The sequence below is a fragment of the Nocardiopsis sp. LDBS1602 genome (genome assembly GCF_035818715.1).
Lineage (GTDB): Bacteria > Actinomycetota > Actinomycetes > Streptosporangiales > Streptosporangiaceae > Nocardiopsis > Nocardiopsis alba.
Window position 1 is genome coordinate 158812 of sequence record NZ_JAYLVW010000009.1, and the last position, 20677, is coordinate 179488.

The 20677-nt window shown below is 69.8% G+C and carries 21 protein-coding genes; 10 read left to right on the forward strand and 11 right to left on the reverse strand.

Going from position 1 to position 20677, the window contains the following annotated elements; all coding sequences use genetic code 11:
* Positions 1–9: 9 nt before the first annotated feature.
* Positions 10–1035 carry an NAD(P)-dependent alcohol dehydrogenase gene (locus U9J66_RS22135; RefSeq protein WP_326338582.1) on the reverse strand — a complete coding sequence of 342 codons (1026 nt, stop codon included), beginning with the start codon at positions 1033–1035 and terminating at the stop codon, positions 10–12.
* A gap of 166 nt (positions 1036–1201) precedes the next feature.
* Here U9J66_RS22135 and U9J66_RS22140 point away from each other — a divergent pair, with 166 nt between their 5' ends.
* Positions 1202–1780, forward strand: coding sequence for a TetR/AcrR family transcriptional regulator (locus U9J66_RS22140; RefSeq protein ID WP_017535842.1), 579 nt, complete (start codon positions 1202–1204; stop codon positions 1778–1780).
* A gap of 184 nt (positions 1781–1964) precedes the next feature.
* Here the strand turns inward: U9J66_RS22140 and U9J66_RS22145 are convergent, their stop codons facing one another.
* Together U9J66_RS22145 and mca are read right to left on the reverse strand one after the other, a co-directional pair.
* Positions 1965–2231 carry a hypothetical protein gene (locus U9J66_RS22145; RefSeq protein ID WP_036568452.1) on the reverse strand — a complete coding sequence of 89 codons (267 nt, stop codon included), beginning with the start codon at positions 2229–2231 and terminating at the stop codon, positions 1965–1967.
* Between the two features lie 5 nt (positions 2232–2236).
* Complete coding sequence (mca, locus tag U9J66_RS22150; protein WP_017535844.1) at positions 2237–3115, reverse strand: mycothiol conjugate amidase Mca; 879 nt, start codon at positions 3113–3115, stop codon at positions 2237–2239.
* A 158-nt stretch (positions 3116–3273) separates the two neighbouring features.
* On the opposite strand from mca, the gene U9J66_RS22155 reads away from it, so the two are divergent.
* From U9J66_RS22155 to U9J66_RS22165, 3 genes are all read left to right on the forward strand, one after another.
* Positions 3274–3690: a DUF4307 domain-containing protein gene (locus U9J66_RS22155; protein ID WP_026125238.1), complete on the forward strand. Its 417-nt coding sequence runs from the start codon at positions 3274–3276 to the stop codon at positions 3688–3690.
* 154 nt (positions 3691–3844) lie between these two features.
* Positions 3845–4345, forward strand: coding sequence for a transcription elongation factor GreA (greA, locus tag U9J66_RS22160; protein WP_014913051.1), 501 nt, complete (start codon positions 3845–3847; stop codon positions 4343–4345).
* A 208-nt stretch (positions 4346–4553) separates the two neighbouring features.
* Positions 4554–5090, forward strand: a complete 537-nt coding sequence (locus U9J66_RS22165; protein ID WP_161111252.1) for an RDD family protein — start codon at positions 4554–4556, stop codon at positions 5088–5090.
* Between the two features lie 243 nt (positions 5091–5333).
* On the opposite strand, the gene U9J66_RS22170 is transcribed toward U9J66_RS22165, so the two are convergent.
* Both U9J66_RS22170 and U9J66_RS22175 read right to left on the reverse strand, forming a co-directional pair.
* Positions 5334–6680 (reverse strand): hypothetical protein, encoded by a 1347-nt coding sequence (locus U9J66_RS22170; protein WP_326338585.1) that lies wholly within the window; start codon positions 6678–6680, stop codon positions 5334–5336.
* A gap of 142 nt (positions 6681–6822) precedes the next feature.
* On the reverse strand, positions 6823–7977 hold the full coding sequence (locus U9J66_RS22175; RefSeq protein WP_017535847.1) for an FIST signal transduction protein: 1155 nt from the start codon (positions 7975–7977) through the stop codon (positions 6823–6825).
* Positions 7978–8110: 133 nt separating this feature from the next.
* On the opposite strand from U9J66_RS22175, the gene U9J66_RS22180 reads away from it, so the two are divergent.
* Together U9J66_RS22180 and U9J66_RS22185 are read left to right on the forward strand one after the other, a co-directional pair.
* Entirely contained in the window at positions 8111–9532 is a 1422-nt protein-coding gene (locus tag U9J66_RS22180) for a sigma 54-interacting transcriptional regulator (protein WP_326338587.1), read from the forward strand.
* The gene (locus U9J66_RS22185) at positions 9516–10622 is read left to right on the forward strand and encodes a VWA domain-containing protein (RefSeq protein ID WP_326338588.1); all 1107 of its coding nucleotides are present in this window, start codon (positions 9516–9518) and stop codon (positions 10620–10622) included. The genes U9J66_RS22180 and U9J66_RS22185 overlap by 17 nt, the downstream gene beginning before the upstream one ends.
* Before the next feature lies 1 nt (position 10623).
* Here U9J66_RS22185 and U9J66_RS22190 read toward each other — a convergent pair whose 3' ends face one another.
* On the reverse strand, positions 10624–11418 hold the full coding sequence (locus U9J66_RS22190) for a GntR family transcriptional regulator (RefSeq protein ID WP_014908515.1): 795 nt from the start codon (positions 11416–11418) through the stop codon (positions 10624–10626).
* Positions 11419–11426: 8 nt separating this feature from the next.
* The gene (locus tag U9J66_RS22195; RefSeq protein ID WP_017535850.1) at positions 11427–12158 is read right to left on the reverse strand and encodes a GntR family transcriptional regulator; all 732 of its coding nucleotides are present in this window, start codon (positions 12156–12158) and stop codon (positions 11427–11429) included.
* A 301-nt stretch (positions 12159–12459) separates the two neighbouring features.
* On the opposite strand from U9J66_RS22195, the gene U9J66_RS22200 reads away from it, so the two are divergent.
* Positions 12460–12717 (forward strand): hypothetical protein, encoded by a 258-nt coding sequence (locus U9J66_RS22200; protein ID WP_017535851.1) that lies wholly within the window; start codon positions 12460–12462, stop codon positions 12715–12717.
* A 132-nt stretch (positions 12718–12849) separates the two neighbouring features.
* Here the strand turns inward: U9J66_RS22200 and U9J66_RS22205 are convergent, their stop codons facing one another.
* The 3 genes from U9J66_RS22205 to U9J66_RS22215 form a co-directional block, all read right to left on the reverse strand.
* A complete protein-coding gene (locus U9J66_RS22205) occupies positions 12850–13995 on the reverse strand; it encodes a cystathionine gamma-synthase (protein WP_017535852.1) in 1146 nt (381 codons plus the stop codon).
* Between the two features lie 144 nt (positions 13996–14139).
* A complete protein-coding gene (locus U9J66_RS22210; protein WP_014909729.1) occupies positions 14140–14868 on the reverse strand; it encodes an acyltransferase in 729 nt (242 codons plus the stop codon).
* A gap of 182 nt (positions 14869–15050) precedes the next feature.
* Positions 15051–16418 carry a cystathionine beta-synthase gene (locus tag U9J66_RS22215; protein WP_017535854.1) on the reverse strand — a complete coding sequence of 456 codons (1368 nt, stop codon included), beginning with the start codon at positions 16416–16418 and terminating at the stop codon, positions 15051–15053.
* Positions 16419–16723: 305 nt separating this feature from the next.
* On the opposite strand from U9J66_RS22215, the gene U9J66_RS22220 reads away from it, so the two are divergent.
* The 3 genes from U9J66_RS22220 (at position 16724) to U9J66_RS22230 (ending at position 19553) form a co-directional block, all read left to right on the forward strand.
* Entirely contained in the window at positions 16724–17785 is a 1062-nt protein-coding gene (locus U9J66_RS22220) for an SGNH/GDSL hydrolase family protein (RefSeq protein WP_326338612.1), read from the forward strand.
* Between the two features lie 46 nt (positions 17786–17831).
* Complete coding sequence (locus tag U9J66_RS22225; RefSeq protein ID WP_017535855.1) at positions 17832–19052, forward strand: acetyl-CoA C-acetyltransferase; 1221 nt, start codon at positions 17832–17834, stop codon at positions 19050–19052.
* A gap of 249 nt (positions 19053–19301) precedes the next feature.
* Positions 19302–19553, forward strand: a complete 252-nt coding sequence (locus U9J66_RS22230; protein ID WP_014911938.1) for a DUF4287 domain-containing protein — start codon at positions 19302–19304, stop codon at positions 19551–19553.
* A 72-nt stretch (positions 19554–19625) separates the two neighbouring features.
* Here the strand turns inward: U9J66_RS22230 and U9J66_RS22235 are convergent, their stop codons facing one another.
* On the reverse strand, positions 19626–20561 hold the full coding sequence (locus tag U9J66_RS22235; RefSeq protein WP_326338592.1) for a Bax inhibitor-1/YccA family membrane protein: 936 nt from the start codon (positions 20559–20561) through the stop codon (positions 19626–19628).
* Between the last annotated feature and the right edge of the window lie 116 nt (positions 20562–20677).

Genomic DNA, 20677 nt, shown 5'->3' on the forward strand with positions numbered 1-20677 from the left:
ACTCGGGCCTCAGCGCCGGAGCACGATCTTCCCGACGGTCCGTCCCGTTCCGCTCTCCTCCAGCGCGTTCTTCACGCCTTCCAGTGTCAGCGGGAGGGTACGAGAGACGTGGACGTGGACCCGGCCGCTCTCGACCGACTCGTTCACCCGCCGCAGAAGATCTCCGGAGGCCTTGAGGAAGACGGAGACGTAGTTCGTTCCTCGTGGCCCCGCGCCCCGCAGTCTACGAGCGGTGATCGTCGAGAGGAGACGGGCGGCGGAGGCCACCGTGACCACCCCGTCCTCGTCACGCGCGATCGTCACGAACCGTCCCCCCGGCCTCAGGACGTACCGCGCGTGCACCCACTGCTCCCGACCGCCGACACAGTCGATCACCACGTCGAACGAGCCCGGCCCGAGAGCGGACGACACGTCGATCTCATTCCTGTCGATGACCTCGTCCGCCCCCATGGAGCGCACGAACTCCCGATTCCGCGCGCTGGACACCCCCACCACGAAAGCCCCGGCCGCACGTGCCATCTGCACGGCGAGGTGACCGACGCCTCCGGACGCCCCGATCACCACGACGCGGGTTCCGAACGTGACGCGGCCACGATCCAGGCAGGTCATCGCCGTCTGCGCCGCGAGTGGGAGGCCTGCTGATTCCACGAAGCCGAGGCCCGCCGGAACGGAGGCGAGCAGCCCGGCGCGTACGTTGACGTACTCCGAGGCGCCGCCTCCATCGACTTCGTTGTCGGCGTGCACTCGGTCGCCCACTCGGAACGAGGTGACCCCGTCTCCGACCTCGGTGACGACACCGGCCAGGTCGAACAGCGGACTGAAGGGGAAACGACGACGGGTGATGAGACGTCGGTTCCCCTCGATCAGGTGGCGATCGATGGGGTTGACCGCCGCCGCCCGCACGTGGACCTGCACTTCCCCGGGGCCGGGGGCCCGAACGGGGAACGTCTCGGACAACGCGAGGACATCGCGTACGGCTCCATAACGGGTCTGCACGATCGCCCGCTGCGTCCTGGGCGCCGGGTGGGAGGGCATCGAGGGGACTCCTTGAGCGAGAACCGGTCCGTCACATGACACGAGAGGGGTGCGTGGAGGAGGAGACCGGAGGAGAGATCGCCGGGAAGATAACCGACTCATGGTCCATTATTGTACAGGAAGTTCAATAGTGGGCCCTGGGATCGGGAGAGGCTATTCTCAAGGCATGACGAAGTCGTCCGGCGAGCCCGAGGATCCGCGTGTGACACGCACGCGACGCGACGTGATCAGAGCGAGCGCCGCGTCGCTTCTGGAGAGGGGATGGACGGCGACGACGCACGCCGAGGTCGCGCGGCGGGCCGGGTACTCGAAGGCGACCATCTACGCGCACTGGCCCACACCCGTCGACCTCATGCGGGACACGATCGCCCGAATCTGCGAGGACACCACGCCACCGCCGATGGGTGGAGATCTCCGTGAGGACCTTCACACCTCTTTGAGCGCACTCGCGTGGACACTGTCGGAAGGTCGGTACGACCGTTTGATGGCGAGTGTCATCGAACACGCGGGCGATGACGAAGACGCGCGAGAGCTACAAGAGCGTCTGTACGAGACCGCCACGGCCGGGATCCGCGACGTCCTCACCTCGCACCTCCGGCGCGACGACGTCGAGCCCTGCCTGGCCATGCTCGTCGGCGCGGTCCTCGTTCGAGCGACCTACGAGGGGAGGTCGGTGCCTCCCGGGTTCATCACCGACATCATCGACCGCGCTCTCACCGACGTCGAGCACGGGGACGGCCACTGAACCCACCGCACGACGCCGTCTCACGGCGTGCGGTGGCGCGGACCGGTCGTGTCGCTCAGACGATCGGGCGTACACCCACTCCGCCAGGCCGCCCCGCGAGGAGGCCCGGACGATCCGTGCCCGAAAGCGGGTCACAGCGTGGAGAGGGAAACGCCCCCGCAGGTGCGCGGCGGGGGCGTCCACCTCACTTCTCGGTGTCCTTCTGCTTCTCCACGGCCGCCGCCCGCGAGGCCGACGCGGAGGCGGACTCGGAGGAGGTGCGGATCGCTTCGTCGCTGCTCTGCTCACCGCGCACGACCAGCAGCTTGCCGGTCATGCTGCGCATCAGGAAGTAGAGGGCGACGCCGATCGCGAAGACGGCGAGGAAACCGAGGACACCGGGCGTGACGGTGTCCTTGTCCAGCGCGAAGCTATTGGCGAGCACCGGAGCGGACACGAGAAGGGTGTTCATGGAACTCATACTCTCACTGCCTCGCGGACACCTGCGAAGAGGTCCTTCTCAGGGACCTCCGTGTCCACGAGGGAACGGACGAGGTGGTAGTCCTCGGTCGGCCAGGCCTCGGCGACGATCTCGTTGGGAACCGCGAACCAGAAGCCGTTCGGGTCGATCTGGGTGGCGTGCGCCCGAAGCGCGTCGTTGGCGACCTCGAAGTACTCGCTGCAATGGACACGGGTGGTGATCTCCCACCGGCGACGCTCCATGTCCTTCACCCGGGCGGCCCACTCCTCGAACGGGTTCTCCATCCCGTGCGCGGCCAGGGTCCGGGCGAGGGCGTCGAAGCGTTCGGGCGGGAAGCCCACGAAGTAGTACAGCTTGAGCGGCTGCCAGGGCTCCCCCGCCTCGGGGTAGGCCTCGGGCTCGGGAGCGGCGTCGAAGGCGTGCATCGACGCCTTGTGGGTCATGATGTGGTCGGGGTGCGGATAGCCGCCGTTCTCGTCGTAGGTGAGGATCACGTGCGGACGGAAGCGACGGATCGCCGCGACCAGCGGGGCCGCGGCCTCCTCCACCGGAAGGGTCGCGAAGCACCCTTCGGGCAGGGGCGGCAGCGGGTCGCCCTCCGGCAGGCCGGAGTCGACGAACCCGGCGAACTCCTGCTCGATGCCGAGGATCTCGCGGGCGCGGTCCATCTCCTGGCGACGCACCTCCGCGATGTTCTCTCGGATCTCGGGGCGCTCCATCGCGGGGTTGAGGATGTCACCGCGTTCGCCACCGGTCATGGTGACGACCAGCACTTCGGCGCCCTCTTGGACGTAGCGCGCCATCGTGGCGGCACCCTTGCTGGACTCGTCATCGGGATGGGCATGAACGGCCATAAGCCGCAGGCGCTCGGACAACGAAGGCTTCTCCTTGGCTCTGTCGACGACCACTGGGCACAGGCGTCCGCCACCACCCCGGATGTCACGGCGTGGACGACTCACGTGCGGGCCGCGTAGGGGGGCTGTCAGGTCGGGGATATCTTAGACAACACCATTCCCTTGCTCGGAGATTCCCAATGGCAGCGACCCCGGAAGATGACGCCGTGAACAGTGCAGATCCAGCTCCGGCACTACGCAAACACCACGGCAACGGGCCTCTCTTCTTCATCGTCGGCACCATCTTCGCGGTCGCGGTCACCATCGGCTGGGGTATGTCCGTGATGAACTACAGCGGGCTGAGCGGAGACGTCTTCCACCAGGTGGTCACGGTGTCCGCGCCCTCCTCCTCCGAGGCACGGATCTCCTTCGAGGTGAACAGCCGCGGCGGCGCCGAATGCCTGCTCCGGGCCCTGGACGCCCAGATGGTCGAGGTCGGTACCGCGAGGGTCGAGGTCGAGGGCGGGAACCGGATGGTCCAGACGGACGTTGAAACGGTTCGACAGGCGGCCACGGTAGAAGTGGCCTCATGCAGGGAACAAGGTTCGCAAGACTGATCGACCGAACGGCCCCTCGCCTCTGATCGACGACCGGGGGTGGGGTCCGGACCCCCGAGAACACGACACCGAGCGCGATCGCGCTCGGTGATATTCTCGTAAGTTCAGCTCTGGCCGCCTGGTGGCCTTTGCTACGAGTACACAAGGAGTTCCCGTGACCCAGACCCGCGATGACAACGTCACCTGGCTCACCCAGGAGGCGTATGACCGGCTCAAGGGAGAGCTGGACCACCTGTCGGGGAGTGGGCGCATCGAGATCGCGGAAAAGATCGAGGCCGCCCGGGAAGAAGGCGACCTCAAGGAGAACGGCGGCTACCACGCCGCCAAGGAGGAACAGGGCAAGATGGAGGCCCGCATCCTCCAGCTCACCGAGATCCTGCGCACCGCGCGGGTCGGCGAAGCGCCCCACACCGAGGGCGTGGTCGGCCCCGGCATGACCATCACCGTCAAGTTCGACGGGGATGACGAGGAGGTCACCTTCCTGCTCGCCTCCCGTGAGGAGAGCGGCTCCCCCATCGACGTGTACTCCCCCAAGTCCCCCCTCGGCTCCGCCATCAACGGCAAGCGCGTGGGCGAGAGCGTCAGCTACACCCTGCCCAACGGCAAGAGCCTCGGCGTGGACATCATCGACGCGGTCCCTTACAGCGGCATGTGAGACCACGACCGAACGAGGTCCGATCATGCGCGGAGGGGCGGCACCGGCCGCCCCTCCGCGCATGTGTCGTGCTCGCTCCACCACGGCTCTGGGTACTCTGCGGAGGCGTCCCCCGATCGCTGAGACCCCTCCGAACCGAGAGAGCGGCAGCCGTATGTCTTCTCCCCACTGGCACCCGCACGGCCCCCACCAGGGTGGACCTCACCCTTTGAACGGGGGGCGGGTCCCCGAGGGCCCCTCGTACCCCGCGGTCCCTCGAGGGGAGCCCGGACGCCCTGGGAACGCCCCGACCCCCGCGGGTTTCGGACTACGTCTGACGGCCCGGCTGATCGACTACCTCTTGGCCGCCTTCACCGCGCTCCTCTTCTTCATGCTGATGGCCGGTCTCGTGGCGGTGCTGACCGGGAACCCGGACGGTACCGACGGCGAGGTCAACGTCTGGATCTTCCTCTTCTTCTTCGGCTGGGGCGTGCTGCTGTTCTTCTACGACTGGCTCTATCTGGTCACCTGGGGACGCACGCTCGGCAAGATGATCGTGGGCATCAAGGTGATCGACGCCGGAGGCGGCGACCGCCTCGGGCAGAAGCAGGCGGTCGTCCGTTCCTCCCTGTTCTGTCTCCCCCAGACCCTCCCCTGCCTCGGCAACATCGTCTCCCTCGGCCTGGCCATGGGCATGCTCAGCGATGACCGCGCGCGGGCCGTGCACGACCGCGCCGCCGGCACCCTCGTCGTCAAGACCCGCTAGCGCGCCCCCGACCAGGGGGTGTGACCCGCACCCGCCCTCCCACACCCCCCAGGGGTGTGACCATCACTCGGTCTCCTACCTTGCCTCGGGGGGTCGCCCGTTCGGGCGCCGGCGGGGTTCTGGAGGTGCCGCAGGTGGGGTCGCGAGGAACGAGTGACCACACCGAAGGTGCCGAAGGTTCCCGCCTCCCTTGGCGCCCGAACACGCGCCGAAGCGCCGGCGGAGGCGCAAAGCGAACACAGATCAAGGCTTGCCGGGAAGGCAGTACGGGGCCTCGGATCCCCCTTGGGCGAAGGCCGCGGGGATGTAGTGGCCCTCACCGATCCGGTACCAGACGTCGCTGACGCCGTTGGGGCCGGTGGCGGGGTCGCCGATGACCTGGCAGGCCACGTCGACGTTGGCCTTGTGCGCGGCCAGGCCGATCGTGTCGTAGTGGGTCCCCGGTCCGGTGCGCACGATCACCGGGTCGCTCTGGGTGGCGGTGGTGACCTCCGCGCGGTCGCGGTATTCGGCGGTCCACAGGTAGTCGACCTCCACCCAGCCGTTGGTGGGCAGTTGGAGGCCTTCGTTGAAGGCTCCGTCGGCGAGGTCGATGCCGGCGGGGTTCTGTACGCGGCGGCCGAAGCCGTCCAGGCCGTCGTTGTGCCCCTCGGTGTAGGCGGCCTGGGCCTGGGGGCGACCGCGGTCGAGGTCGCGCCAGGACTCGCGATCGTCGTTCCAGTGGTCGTCGGTGATGTTCCAGGGGCCCACGTCCCAGACCGGCAGGTAGGCGCAGCGCGGGTCGTGGTTCTCGGTGTCCCCCTCGGCCTTGGGACCCAGTGCTCCGGTGCTGCACACCCTGACCGTGTATTCGCCGCCGCCTCGGGTGGAGAGCCCTCGGCGCGAGGGCAGGGCGACGAAGTGGTCGTCGGGGCGCACCGTGTGGCCGTTGGCGGTGGTCTCGCCCACGAGTCCGATCCTGGTGGCGAAGAGTCGGGCGGAGAACGGTCGGGGCACGTCGTCGCCCTTGGCGGCCTCTCCCGTGCCTCCGTCCGGGCTCTCGGAGTCCGAGGGACCCTTCGGGGTCTCGTCGGTGGTCGCGACGGAGGACTCCACCGGGCGCACGCGCACCTCGTCGACGGAGGCGCCGCCCTTCTCGGCCTTCGAGGACACCTCGACGCGCACCTGGACCTCGTCGACGGCCTCGGGGAGGACGACACGGCCGCCCCCGCTCCGGGTCGGCTGCCATTCGGTCCACATGCCGTCGGCCCGGTGGCCCCTCGCCTCGGTGAGGACCTCCTCGGCCTCGCCCGTGGTGCGGACGGACACGTCGACGGTGTCGGTCGGTTCGGGCAGTTCCTGTTCGGGGAAGGTCGCGAGGCCGGTGCGTCTCTTGGTGGTGTCCAGGCGTGGTGAGGCCCCCAGGTCCTCGGCCGTGTCCAGGCGCAGCGCCCCCGACGCCAGGGTCATCCCGATCCGGTCCGCGGAGGAGAGGTCCTGTTCGAGCCAGGACGCCTCGGCGGCGGCCGTTCCCGGGGTGACCATAGGGGCCAACAGGGCGAACGCCCCGAGAGCCAACAGAGGTGTGGTGGTGCGCCGGTTCTGCGCCATCGTTCCTTCTCTCGCCAAACACTCAAAGTGATGAAAACAGTCACTCTTAGTAATCACCTGAAGGTGGGCACACTCAAGGAACCCACGGCGGGGTGTTGGTGATACGGCGGTAAAAGTCCGACTCGGAAGGGTCCGTACCCGGTCAGGGGGCGAAGGCCAGGAGGCAGGCGGTGAAGCCCTGCACGTGGTTCGCGCCCGAGACGGGTCCGATCTCACCCGCCGCGAAGAAGCCCGCGACCGGGGCGGCCCCGAGCGTGCGCCGGACGGATAGGACGTCGTGGTCGGCCCGGGGGAACAGGGAGGCGCCCCGCCCGTCGCCGGAGAAGAGCAGTCCGGCGCCGACCGCGTGCTCGGCCCCGAACTCCGCGAGCCGACGCGCGAGGTCCTCGTCCGCGGTGTCCGCGTCGTGGACCTGGAAGCGGACCGTCTGTCCGACCTCCACCATGTCGCCGATGGTGAGCGCGCCCAGTTCCTCGTCGGCGCTCACCAGGCTGCGGATGAGGAAATCGCCCTGTTCGTGGTGGTCGGCGTACTCGTCGACCGCGATGCCCAGGTGCAGCCCCTGCTCGGCCAGTTCACGGTCCTCGTCGGAGAGCCGCTCGACCAGGCTCTCCAGCCTCTCGTAGGCGTTGACCCCGGCCAGTTCCATCACGAGGTTGCCCTCGGCCTTGGTGACGGTCATGTTGGGTCCGATCGGACGGCAGCCCTGGCTGACCACGGTGCCCAGCACACCGTCCCCGCCGACCAGGACCCCCACGGCGCCGTTGAGGGCCACCTCTCCCTCACAGAAGAGCCGGACCGAACCCTCGCCCCGCAGGCCGTCGGCCATACCGCCGACCAGCGGCAGCCCTCCCAGGGCCGCGGTGGTCTCGCGGACGAACGCCTGGGTGGGGAACTCGTAGGGGTTGGTGAGCAGGATGCCCACCCGATCGTTCGGGCTCGGTTCGCGCATGCCGACCACGGCGAGGTGGTCCCCCTCGACCATGGTGTCCAGCCAGAACGGGGTGAGCTCCACCCCGGGGAGACGGGCGCACCATACGCTGACGGCGCCCTGACCCTCGACCCCTCGGCCCCCACCGATCACACCGGTGGCGCTGCACCCCAGGGTGACCGCTCCCCCGGACAGTTCCATGACCCGGGTGCCCGCGAGCGTGACCTCCTCCGGGTCCTCACCGCTGACGAAGAAGCACACGAGGTCGGCGGGCCCGTCCACCTGCTCCAGGGCCTGGAGTACGGCGCGCTCGGCCGCGTTCACGAGGTCGGCCCCCGTCGTCAGAGCATCGCCGAACCTTGCCACACCGCCACCCCGCCTTCACCGACCGCGCGGCCGGCTCTGGAGACCTTGTCGTCCCATTCTTCCATCCCTGCTTCAGACAGGGACTTTCCTTCAGCCGCCCCCTCAAACCCCCGACGGGCCTACACTGCTTGCCGTGATCCACCCCCCGTCCCCTCCGAGCGGGCTCCCGAGCACACGTGGCGCCCTGCGAGAGTCCGGCCATGTCCATCGTTCCACCTCGGCCGAGATCCGGGAGAACCTCTTGGCCCGGATGGGCGCGGGCCTGCCCCGCTTTCCGGGGATCCACGGGTTCGACCGCACCGTCCTGCCCGCGTTGGAGCGCGCGTTGCTCGCCGAGCACGACGTGGTGCTGCTGGGCGAACGCGGCCAGGGCAAGAGCCGCCTGATCCGTACCCTGGCGGGGTTGTTGGACGAGTGGTCGCCCTCGGTGGCCGGATGCCCGATCAACGACCATCCCTACGCCCCTGTCTGTCCGGTGTGCGTACGTCGGCTATCGGAGGAGGGGGACCGGCTCCCCGTCCGCTGGCGGGGTCGGGACGAACGGTACGGAGAGAAACTCGCCACGCCCGACACCGGCACCGCCGAGCTGGTCGGCGACGTGGATCCGGGTCGATTGGCCGAGGGGCGTTCACTGGGCGATCCGGAGACGATCCACTACGGCCTGCTGCCGCGCGCCAACCGGGGCGTCCTCTGCGTCAACGAACTCCCCGACCTGCCGCCCCGGGCCCAGGTGGCGCTGTTCGACGTGTTGGAGGAGCGCGACCTCCAGATCCGCGGATACAGTCTGCGGCTGCCGCTGGACCTGGTGCTGGTGGCCAGCGCCAACCCCGAGGACTACACCGGTCGGGGCCGGATCCTCACACCGCTCAAGGACCGTTTCGGTTCTCAGGTGCGTACCCATTACCCGCCCGACCTGGAGCACGAACTGACCCTGCTCGGGCAGGAGGCCCGGCTGCCGGAGGGCACGGTGGTGCCCTCGCATCTGTTGGAGACGGTGGCCCGTTTCGCCCGGCTGGTCCGGGACTCCGCTCGGGTGGATCGACGATCGGGGGTCTCGGTGCGTCTGACCGTGGCCGCCGCCGAGACCATGGCCGCGTCGGCCCTGCGCAGGGCGGCTCTGACCGGCGAGGACGCTCCGGTGGCCCGGGTCTGTGATCTGGCCGGCGTGGTGGAACCTCTGTTGGGCAAGGTCGAGTTCGAGATCGGCTCCCAGGGGCGCGAGTTCGACGTCCTGGAGACCCTTCTGCGCAGGGCCGTGGCCGAGACCTTCCGGTCGCGCCTGGGCGAGGCCGACCTGGACCCCCTCGGCGACCGTTTCTCCGGCGGGGGCACGGTGGAGAGCGGGGACCTGGTGGGCGCGGCCGAACTGCTGCGCAGGGTGGGGACGGTACCCGGACTGTCCGGGTTGATCGAGCGGGCGGCGCCCGAGGAGGAGGACGGCCCGCCCACACCGGGGCTGGCCGCCTCCGTTCTGGAGTTCGCGTTGGAGGGCCTGTACCTGGAGCGCCGGTTGTCCAAGGACACCTCGGCCGACGGGGGTGTCTACCGTCTCTGAGCGGTACGGGCCGACACGGCGGGGCGGGGCTCTCGGGGCCGGAGGGACGTGGTCCCGTTACCGGTCCTACTCGGGCGGGCCCGACCCCCTGGCCGACGAGGACCGCTCCGCCGCCGAGGGTTCGACGCGAGAGGAGGCGTCGACCGATCGCGGCCCCTCGGTCCCGTCCGAGGGGTACGCGGCCGTTCCACCGGGCCGCGGGGCGGGCGGCCCCGCCGTCCCCCTGTGGCCCGGGGCCCGGTCCGGACGCGAACCGACCTCGGCCGAACTGCGCCGACTCGGTGAGGAGGCTCTTCGGGAGATCGAGGCGGCCGCCGGGCCGGCCCCCGGTTCCCGTCCCGGCGTCTTCGGAGCCGGGGGTGAGCCGACCGGGGCGAGCCTGCCCCGCGACGAACTCGACCGTCCTCTGGACCCGGTCGCGAGCGTGCGCGAGGCGGTCCTGCGCCGTGCCGCGGGCGGCGTGGCCGAGGGCCGGGCCGCGCTGCTCTCCGAGGATCTGCGGTACGCCGAGACCGGACCGGAGCGTTCGGCGTCGGTGTTCCTGCTGGTCGACCTGTCCCCCTCCATGGCGATCCGGGGATTGCACGAGGCCGCCGCGCGGACCGCCCTGGCCCTGCACGCCCTGGTCCGGATCCGGCACCCCGAGGACCGGGTGACGGTGATCGGCTTCGGGGAGCGCGCGCGGGAGATGGGCCCGGTCGACCTGGTCGCGCACGAGGGACCTCGAACACCCGGCACCAATCTGCACCACGCCCTGCGGCTGGCCCGTACCGGGTCGCGGTCGCGTCGGGGCGCCCGCCGGGCGGTCATGGTGATCACCGACGGGGAGCCCACGGCCCACCTGGACGAGGAGGGCCGGCCCCGATTCTCCTGGCCGCCCTCTCCTCGTACGGCGGAGGTCACCGGCGCCGAACTGGACGCGACGCTGGCCGAGGGCGCCGAGGTGACGTTCTTCCTCATGGCCGACGACGAGCGTCCGCGCGCCTTCCGCCGCTCGCTGTCCGAGCGGCCGGGCGTACGGGTCGTGGACACGACCTCGGAGACACTGGGCCCCGCGGTGATCGGCCGTTATCCGCGCGGGTCCTTCTGAGTCAGCGTTCGAAGACGTTGACGTCCGGGTCCGGCAGCCACGAGCTTTCGGGGACCTCGCCGCCCGCGTAGAGGAGCTGATGGCGATCGGCCGGCATGAGCGTCACGGTGAAGCGCAGGGGGCGCTCCCCTTGGTAGACCACCCGTTCCTGGAGAAGCAGAGGGATACCCGGCCCCATGCGGAAGGTCTCGGCCTCGCTCGTGGAGGGCATCCGGGCTCCCACGATGTCGCGGTTCCACTCCTCGTGGAAGCCGAGTTCGCGCAGGGCCGCCCCGACCCCCTCGTTCAGGTGCTCCGGGGACATCAGCACGGTGCCTCCGGCGATCCCGAAGGGCAGGTAGGTGATCTGGGACTGCCACAGGGCCCCGTCGACGTAGCGGTTCGAGGAGCGGATCACGACCAGTCCGCTCCCGGGCTTCTCGCCCAGACGTCGGGCCACCTTGGCCCGCATGGTGTCCAGGCTGACCTTGACCCTCTCGTCGACGTCGAGGTGACCGGCCTTCCGGAGGTGGGCGCGGTAACCGCTCTCGAAACGTTCGGAGTCCTCCCCCGAGAGGGGGGTGGCCAGGTGGATGATCGGCCGGGGGTCGGCGGCGAAGGCACCGCGGCCGGCGACGATGGAGATACGTCCCTCGTCCTGGAGGAGGCGCATCCCCAGACGGGCGGTGGCCCGGGAGACGCCCAGCTCCTCGGCGAGCTCCTCCTCCCCCGGCAGTCGTTGGCCCGGTTCGAAGTCGCCCTTGGCCAGGGCCTCGCGGAGATGATCGGCGACAAGGGTCTTCTTCGACATGCTCATACGCTGTGTCAATCCCGGTGGTAGGCCTTGAGGTCGCCGTGCTCGAACTGGTAGCGGATGCTGTGCCCGGCGTACACAGTGTGCACCAGGCGGATGGGCCGCTCCGTCGAATAGTCGGTCCGGTGGACGGTCAGGACGGGGACGCCGGGCGGCAACTCCAGTTCGTCGACCTCCTGGGGAGTGGGCATCCTGGTGGCCAGCTCGTCCACGTAGCCCACCTGCCGGTGTCCGTGCTCCATGAGGACCTCCAGGGCGCTCTCCACGTCCTCAGGCAGCATGAGCGGGGTGTTCTCGACCAGGTCCATCGGATAGAACGCGGAGCTGATCGATCCGGAACGGCCGCCGGAGAACCGGTGCATGCGTCGCACGACGGTCATGGTGCCCTCGGGGACGCGCAGGCGGGAGGCGACGGCGGTGTCGGCGCTGAGGAGTTGGAGCTCCTCCAGGGTCAGGCCGCTCATGTTCGACTCGTTGAGCCCACCGGGCCCGCCCTTGCCCCGGGTGGCGTAGAAGGTCTCCGGTACGACGTCCTGGACGTAGTGTCCACGCCCCGGCCTGCTCACGATGAGCCCCTGGTTGCGGAGCATTCCCAGGGCCAGGCGGACGGTGTTGCGCGAGGCCTCGAAGCGCTCCTCCAGCTGCTTCTCCGAGGGGAGTTGGCCGCCGGGAGGAAGGCTTCCGCCCTGGATCTCCCTGCGCAGGGTTCGAGCGATCTGTCGATATCGGCTTTCGGCCCGCATAAGTCCGCCCCCTCGAGGGTATAAGACCAACACCTCAGCTTGTACCAACAAGCTGAGCGGTATTGCCAACAGAACAGGTCCATCGGGTTCGATCGAGCCCATCCTATAGAGGAACGCCACTCTCGGTACACACCGAGTTCACCCCTGACGACCCGGTTCCGACCCCACCGGGCACCGCCACCACAGAGGCCTCTCACACCCCACTGGAACAGGGAAAAGATGAGAACCGCTGCCACGTCTCCCTCACGCACGAGGGGGCCGTACAGGAGCTGACCCCACCCCTTCCCCAAAGGAGAACACCGTGGAGACCACGTTCATCGTTCTGATCCTCGTCGGCATCGTCCTGCTCGGCCTGTCGGCCGGCTTCCTCCTGGCCATCTCCATCGGGATCCGCCGCCAGGACCGTCGAGGCGGTTACCGCTCCCTGCGCGATGAGGAGCTCGACAGCACCCTGGGCAACACCGGGCGCTACATCTGTGGCCTGCGCTTCCGCGAGCGACGCCCCGCCGCGGCCCCCTTCACGGCCCCCTCGGAGGACCGCGCTCCGACCGCGGCCTGAGCACCGGACCACCCCGCCCGAGACCACGCCCACCCCGCCGGGACCACGCGGGGGACGAACCCCGAGGACGCCGCGCCGGGCCCGGCCGAAAAGCCGGGGCACCCGCGCGGCAGCGCCGCGCGGGCCCACGACTCAGCCCTCCAGGGCCTGCTCCAGGTCGGCGACCAGGTCGTCACCGGACTCGATGCCCACCGAGATCCGCACCAGGTCCGCCGGGACCTCCAGCGCCGAACCCGCCGTCGAGGCGTGCGTCATCCGGCCCGGGTGCTCGATGAGCGACTCGACCCCGCCCAGGGACTCGCCCAGGGTGAAGACCTTCGTCCGCTCGCACAGCTCCAGCGCAGCCTTCTCACCGTCGCGCAGCTCGAAGGAGACCATCCCGCCGAAGGCGCGCATCTGCCGCTCGGCGATCTTGTGGCCCGGGTGGGAGTCCAGCCCCGGGTAGTACACGCGCCGCACCGCCGGGTGCCCTTCGAGCGCGGCCACGACCCGCTCGGCGTTCTCGCTGTGCCGGTCCATCCGCACGCCCAAGGTCTTGACCCCGCGCAACGTCAGCCAGGCGTCGAAGGGGCCCGCGACCGCGCCCATGGTGTTCTGGTGGAAGGCCAGCCGCTCCCCCAGTTCGGCGTCGGCGACGATCAGCGCCCCGCCGACCACGTCGGAGTGGCCGCCGACGTACTTGGTGGTGGAGTGCACGACCACGTCGGCGCCCAGGGTGAGGGGCTGCTGTAGGTAGGGCGAGGCGAACGTGTTGTCGACGACGTGGAGGGCGCCGCCGTCGTGCGCGATCCGCGCGACCGTCTCGATGTCGGTGATGCCCAGGAGCGGGTTGGTGGGCGTCTCGGTCCACACGACCTTGGTCTCGGGACGCATCGCCGCGCGCACCGCCTCGACGTCGGTCTGGTCGACCGCGTCCCAGGAGACGCCCCAGCGCTCGACCACCTTGGAGATGAGGCGGAAGGTGCCCCCGTAGGCGTCACCGGGGATGATGATGTGGTCGCCCGGGGAGAGCACCGTGCGCAGCAGGGTGTCCTCGGCCGCCATGCCGGAGGCGAAGGCCAGCCCGCGCGCGCCGGACTCCAGCGCGGCCAGGCACTCCTCCAGGGCGGTGCGCGTGGGGTTGGCGGTGCGGGAGTACTCGTACCCCTGGCGCAGTCCGCCCACGCCGTCCTGGGCGTAGGTACTCGTCTGGTAGATCGGCACGACCACGGCTCCGGTACCGGCGTCCGGTTCCTGGCCCGCGTGGATGGCCCGTGTTTCAAACCCGTCGAACTTCATGGGGCCACCCTAGTACCCGGATACCCCTCCAGACCCCCTGTCAACAGGGAGATCTCACGCCTCACACGCCCCATCGCGACCATACGACTCCGACGGTCGGACATTCCGGACGGAACCTTCTTCGCCCGGCCCGCGAGCGGCTTCTCAGGCCGGCGGGAAACGGGTGGCCGATCCCGGTTCCGGGGGCTCGACCGGAGCCTCGGGAGGCAGACCGGTGACCGGGGTGGGGACCCGGGTGGGGGTCCCCGACTCGCGCAGCGGCGGATCCCAGCCGAGCTCGGGGTCGTGGCGGCGCACGACCCGACCGGGGATCCCGGCGATGACGGCGTGATCGGGGTAGGTGCCGGGCCGCACCACGGTTCCGGCGGCCACCACCGAGTTCCTCCCGAGGTGGACACCGGGCAGGATCACGGAGTTGGCGCCGAGCCAGCTTCCCGCGCCGATGCTCACCGGAGCGTCCACCGGCCACTGGAGGCCGACGGGGATCTCGGTGTTGGAGTAGGAGTGGTTCTGGTCGGTGATGTAGACGTAGGGGCCGGTGTAGACGTGGTCGCCGATGTCGATCGACTTGTGTGCGACGACGTGCGAACCGCGGCCGATCGCGCATCCGGAGCCGATCCGGACCACGGTCCCCTCACCGAGGTCGTAGTCGGGGCCCATCCCGGCGGCCAGGGTGATGTCACCGCCCAGGACGGTGTGCACCCCGATCTCGATCCAGGGTTCGCCGTACAGCGTGGCCACGGGGAAGGCGATCGCCGAACCGGTACCGAAGCGGGCGAACCGCCGGGCCGCCTTCGACTCGGCCCGGATCGCGCCGTGGTTCCGTGCGTACGACCAGACGGAGCGGATGATCCAGGACAAGAGCCGAGACACGCGCGCACCTACTTATTACCGATCGGTAATTCCGACTCGAACATTAGCAGTGTCCGAGTATGCGGCACTATGTCGGGCAGGCGAACACCGGGTCCCGAACGACGCTCGGTATGACGCGCGAACGTTCGGGAGACCGTCGCACGAGCCGGGGCGGACGCTCGCGCGACCGCCCCGGCGACCGGTCAACCGGACAGGTGGGCCAGCAGGTCCTGACGGGTGAGAATGCCCACGGGCTTACCGTCGCGCAGCACCACGAGGGCCCCCGAGGTGCGCAGCAGGCGGACACAGTCGCTCACCGGCGTACCGGTGCCGACGGTCGCCAGCGGCCGACCCATGTGCGTCTCCACCAGGTCGTCCAGCTCGGCCCGACCGTCGAAGAGGGCGTCCAGCAGGTCGCGCTCGGCGATGGAGCCCACGACCTCGGCCGCCATGACCGGCGGCTCCTCCTTCATGACCGGCAGCTGGGAGACGCCGTACTCGCGCATGATCGCCACGGCGGTCCCGACCGTCTCGTCCGGGTGGCTGTGCACGAAGTCGGGCATCTCGCCCTCCTTGCCGCCCAGCACCTGGCCCGCCGTGGCCTCCTCGGTCTCGGCGGACAGGAAGCCGTAGTCGGCCATCCACTCGTCGTTGAAGATCTTGCCCAGGTAGCCGCGGCCACCGTCCGGCAGCAGCACCACGATGACGTCGTCGGGGCCGGCCGTCTCGGCCACACGCAGGGCCGCCTCGACCGCCAGACCGCAGGAGCCGCCGACCAGCAGCCCCTCCTCCTTGGCCAGACGACGGGTCATCAGGAACGAGTCCTTGTCGCTGACCGCCACGATCTCGTCGCAGATCGCCGTGTCATAGGTGCCCGGCCAGATGTCCTCGCCCACACCCTCGACCAGGTACGGACGGCCGGTGCCGCCCGAGTAGACCGAACCCTCCGGGTCCGCGCCCACGATCTGCACCCGGCCCTCGGAGGCCTCCTTGAGGTAGCGACCGGTACCGCTGATGGTGCCGCCGGTACCGATGCCCGCGACGAAGTGCGTGATGCGCCCCTCGGTCTGGTCCCAGATCTCCGGACCGGTGGAGTGGTAGTGCGATTCCGGGTTGTTCTCGTTCTCGTACTGGTTGGGCTTCCAGGCGCCGGGGATCTCCCGGGCGAGCCGGTCGGAGACCGAGTAGTAGGACTCGGGGTGCTCTGGGGCGACCGTGGTCGGGCAGACCACGACCTCGGCGCCATAGGCGCGCAGCACCGACAGCTTGTCCGGCCCGACCTTGTCGGGGCAGACGAAGACGCAGCGGTAGCCCTTCTCCTGGGCCACCAGCGCAAGGCCGATACCGGTGTTCCCGGAGGTGGGCTCGACGATGGTCCCGCCCGGCTGGAGCTCACCGCTCTTCTCGGCGGCCTCGACCATCCGCAACGCGATACGGTCCTTCACCGAACCGCCCGGGTTGAAGTACTCGACCTTCGCCAGGATCGTCGGGGCCAGCCCCTCGGTGACCTTTCGCAGGCGGACCAACGGGGTGTCCCCGACCAGGTCGATGAGTGAGTCGTGTACCCGCAACTTCGCTCCTTAGCGTCATGGCGACCGGGTCTTCGGCCCGCCGGTCTCGTGTGTCCCCGGTGACGTCCGAGGCGGGTGGGCCGGATTCCGGTTCCCACATCCTGAACTCTAAGCCGTGTGGGCCGCGGACGCTCCGCCCGTTCGACCCGGTACGGAGTACCTCGCCGAGCCGCGTAGGTCCGCTGACCCCGAGGATCGGATTGTGTACCGCCGAGGTACGTGACCACCGGGTTCCCCACCGGTAACGTCGAATCGTAACCGGCCCGCACGCGGCCGGAGACGGGTCCGACGCTTCAGGGGTGCCGATGCTCAGAGCCGCACGAGCGCGACGCATCGCCGCCGCCACCGCGTTCGGCGGTGGCGGACTCACCCTCGTGGGCGGTGGAACCGTCGCCCTGCTCTACCTCCAGGCCCGGCTGGCCGCGAACGCCATCGGCACCACCCGATGGAACCGGCCCCGGGCCGACGGCCTGTACGGGACCGGTGAGGGGCCGCCGCTGCGGCTGCTCATGATCGGCGACTCCACCGCCGCCGGGTTCGCCGTGACCAGGTCCCGGGAGACGCCCGGCGCCCTGCTCGCCGCGGGGATCTCCGCCGCCTCCGACCGTCCGGTCCTGCTGCGCTGCCCCGCCACCCCGGGCGCCACCTCGGCCGACCTGGCCGGACAGGTGGAACGGGCCGGGCCCCACCACCACGACGTGGCCGTGGTGTTCATCGGCGCCAACGACGTGATCAGGCGTGTACGCCCCAACGACGCCGTCGCCTCGCTGCGCGAGGTCACCCGTGATCTGGTCGCAGCGGGCACCCCGGTGGTGGTGGCGACCTGTCCGGACCTGGGCACGGTACGGCCCATCGGCTGGCCACTGCGCTCGGTGGCCCGACGGGCCTCCCGCCAGCTGGCCGCCGCCCAGACCATCGCGGTCACCGAGGCGGGCGGCCGTACGGTCTCCCTGAGCGACCTGCTCGCCGACGACTTCCGTTCCGATCCGCTCGCCATGTTCGGCCCCGACCGCTTCCACCCCTCGGCCCGCGGATACGCGCAGGCCTCGTTCGCCGTCCTGCCGTCCGCCTGCGCCGCTCTGGGCCTGCTCCCCGAACTCGACGAGGAGGAGAGCACCCGCGGTGTCCTGCCCGTCGACCGGGCCGCCGTGATGGCCGCCGAGACACCGGGCACGGAGGTCACCCGGGCCGGCGATCGGACCGTGGACCGACGTCACGGAAAGCGCCCCGCGTTCGTCCGCGGCCCCTTCCGGCTCATGCCGTCGTCACGCGCCGTGCCCGCCGAACCCCGCGAGGAGACGGACGACGAGAACGTCGGCGCGCCCAGAGCGACCCCGGGTGGCGCGGAGGAGCCCCGTCCGGGTTAACTGGTCGGTAACAAGTTGTGCCGTGACCCGAACAAGGACGAGGAACATGCCCGAAGCAGTCATCGTCGCCACCGCGCGTTCCCCCATCGGCCGAGCCTTCAAGGGCTCCCTGAAGGACATCCGCCCGGACGACCTGACCACCCAGATCGTCGGCGCGGCCCTGGCCAAGGTGCCCGAACTGAACCCCGAGAGCATCGACGACCTCATGCTCGGCTGCGGCCTGCCCGGCGGCGACCAGGGCTTCAACATGGCCCGCGTCGTGGCCGTCCAGCTCGGCCTGGACACCGTCCCGGGCACCACCATCACCCGGTACTGCTCCTCCTCGCTCCAGACCACCCGCATGGCCTACCACGCCATCAAGGCCGGTGAGGGCGACGTGTTCATCTCCGCCGGCGTGGAGACCGTCAGCCGCTTCGTCAACGGCAGCAGCGACAACCCGCAGAACGAGAACCCGCTCTTCGCCGACGCCAAGGCGCGTACCGAGAGGCGTAAGGAGGGCGGCCAGGGCACCTGGACCGACCCCCGCGAGAACGGCGACCTGCCCGACGCCTACATCGAGATGGGCCAGACCGCGGAGAACGTCGCCGAGCTCACCGGTGTCTCCCGCGAGCGCCAGGACGAGTTCGCCGTCCGCTCGCAGAACCTCGCCGAGAAGTCGCTCGACAACGGCTTCTGGGAGCGCGAGATCACCCCGGTGACCCTCCCCGACGGCACCGTGGTCTCCACCGACGACGGCATCCGTCGCGGCACCACCTACGAGAAGGTCTCCCAGCTCAAGCCGGTGTTCCGTCCCGACGGCACCGTCACGGCCGGCAACGCCTGCCCGCTCAACGACGGCGCCTCCGCGCTGGTCATCATGAGCGACACCAAGGCCAAGCAGCTCGGCATCACCCCGCTGGCCCGCGTCGTCTCCACCGGTGTGACCGGCCTGAGCCCCGAGATCATGGGCCTGGGCCCGGTCGAGGCCTCCAAGCAGGCCCTGGCCCGCGCCAACATGGCCATCGGTGACATCGACCTCGTCGAGATCAACGAGGCCTTCGCCGCCCAGGTACTGCCCTCCGCCGACCGACTGGGCATCGACATCGACGCGCAGCTGAACGTCAACGGCGGCGCCATCGCCATCGGTCACCCGTTCGGCAGCACCGGCGCCCGCATCACCGGCACCCTGCTCAACGGCCTGCGCACCCACGACAAGACCTTCGGTCTGGAGACCATGTGCGTCGGCGGCGGCCAGGGCATGGCCGCCGTCTTCGAGCGTCTCTCCTGAGTCCTCGTAGCGCCTTGGAGGGCCCCGGACCCCGTGTCCGGGGCCCTTCGTGTTCCCGTCGTCCGTCGTGAGGGTGCCGGAACACGTGCCGGATCGCTCCCCCTCCCTCCGGTTCGGACGAAGGACCGACGAAGGTGAACGTTCCCGCTCGGGAAGGGTAAAAGCCGGCCTCCGGGACTTGTCCACTCGGTGTCCGTGGGGCATGGTCGCAGGTGAGTGCCACACGCCCAACGCACAGCGGAGGTGCCTATGTCGGTAGCCCACTCGCCGGAGATCCACGCAAAGCTCATCGAACGCATCCCGGTCGTGACCGGCCGGGGACTCCACGAGTGGTTCGACTCACTCGACCAGGGGCCGGGCCTCCTGCGCAAGGCGGACCGGACCTACTGGCTCGCCGACGAGTACGGCCTCACCCACGGATACGCACGCGCGATCGTCACCGAGTACGACCGTCGCCGCCGCGACCGGTCGATCCCGGCCCCGCGCCGCTCCGCGACCTGACCCGACACACGTGAAGGGGCCGCCCCCGGATACTCCGGAGGCGGCCCCTTCACACGTGCGAGGACGCTCGCGTCAGTCCGCGAACATCGTCTTGATGATCCAGAGCAGACGCAGGATCTCGATGTAGAGCCAGACCAGGGAGACGGTCAGACCGAAGGCGAACTGCCAGGCGAACTTGCCCGGAACGCCGGCGTTGACGCCCTCCTCGATACCGCGGAACTCCACGGCCAGGGTCAGGGCGGCCAGGACGACGAACACGACGCCGACGCCCAGACCCAGCCAGGTGGGCTCGCGCAGACCGAGGCCGCCCGCCATGAAGAAGCTGAGCACGAAGTTGATCAGCATCAGGGCCGCGGCGCCGATGACCGCGTAGGTGACGGCCTTCATGAAGCCGTCGGTGACCTTGATGATGCGGAACTTGTACAGGGCCAGCATCACGGCGAAGACCGCGACCGTACCGATGACGGCCTGGGTGACCAGTGTCGCGCCCTCACCGGGTGTACCGGTGGCCATCTCCAGCTGAGTGGCGAGCAGGGCCGAGAGGCCACCGACGAACAGACCCTCCAGAGCCGCGTAGATCAGGATCGCGACCGGGTTGGTGATCTGCTTGAACGAGATGACCAGGCCCAGGACGAGCCCGCCGAGCGCGCCCAGGACCATCAGGCCGAGGCTGAGCCCCGGGCTGAACGGGTCGAAGAGGAAGTAGTTGAGAACGCCGAAGAGAGCGACCACGCCCAGGGTCATACCGGTGCGCACGACGACGTCGTCGATCGTCATCGGCTGGTCGTCGGCCGCCTGCTGCGGGTAGGTCTGCTGGGGATAGCCCTGCTCGGGGTAGCCCTGCTGGGGGTATCCGGGCTGGCCGTAACCCTGCTGCGGGTACGGCTGTCCGTACCCCGGCTGCCCATAGCCCTGCGGACCGTGACCGGGCTGACCGTAGCCCTGCCGGGCCCCGGACTGTTGTTGGAGCGCTCGCTTGAGGACGGGGTTGGAACTCCGCATCCGCATGTCTAGTAATGGCCTTTCACGCGTGGATTGCTGCCCACAAGTTAACGTACGGGTCGGACAGCGGGTTCCGACGTCGAGGTCACCGTTGAGACACGGGAACGAGAGCGCCCGCCGCA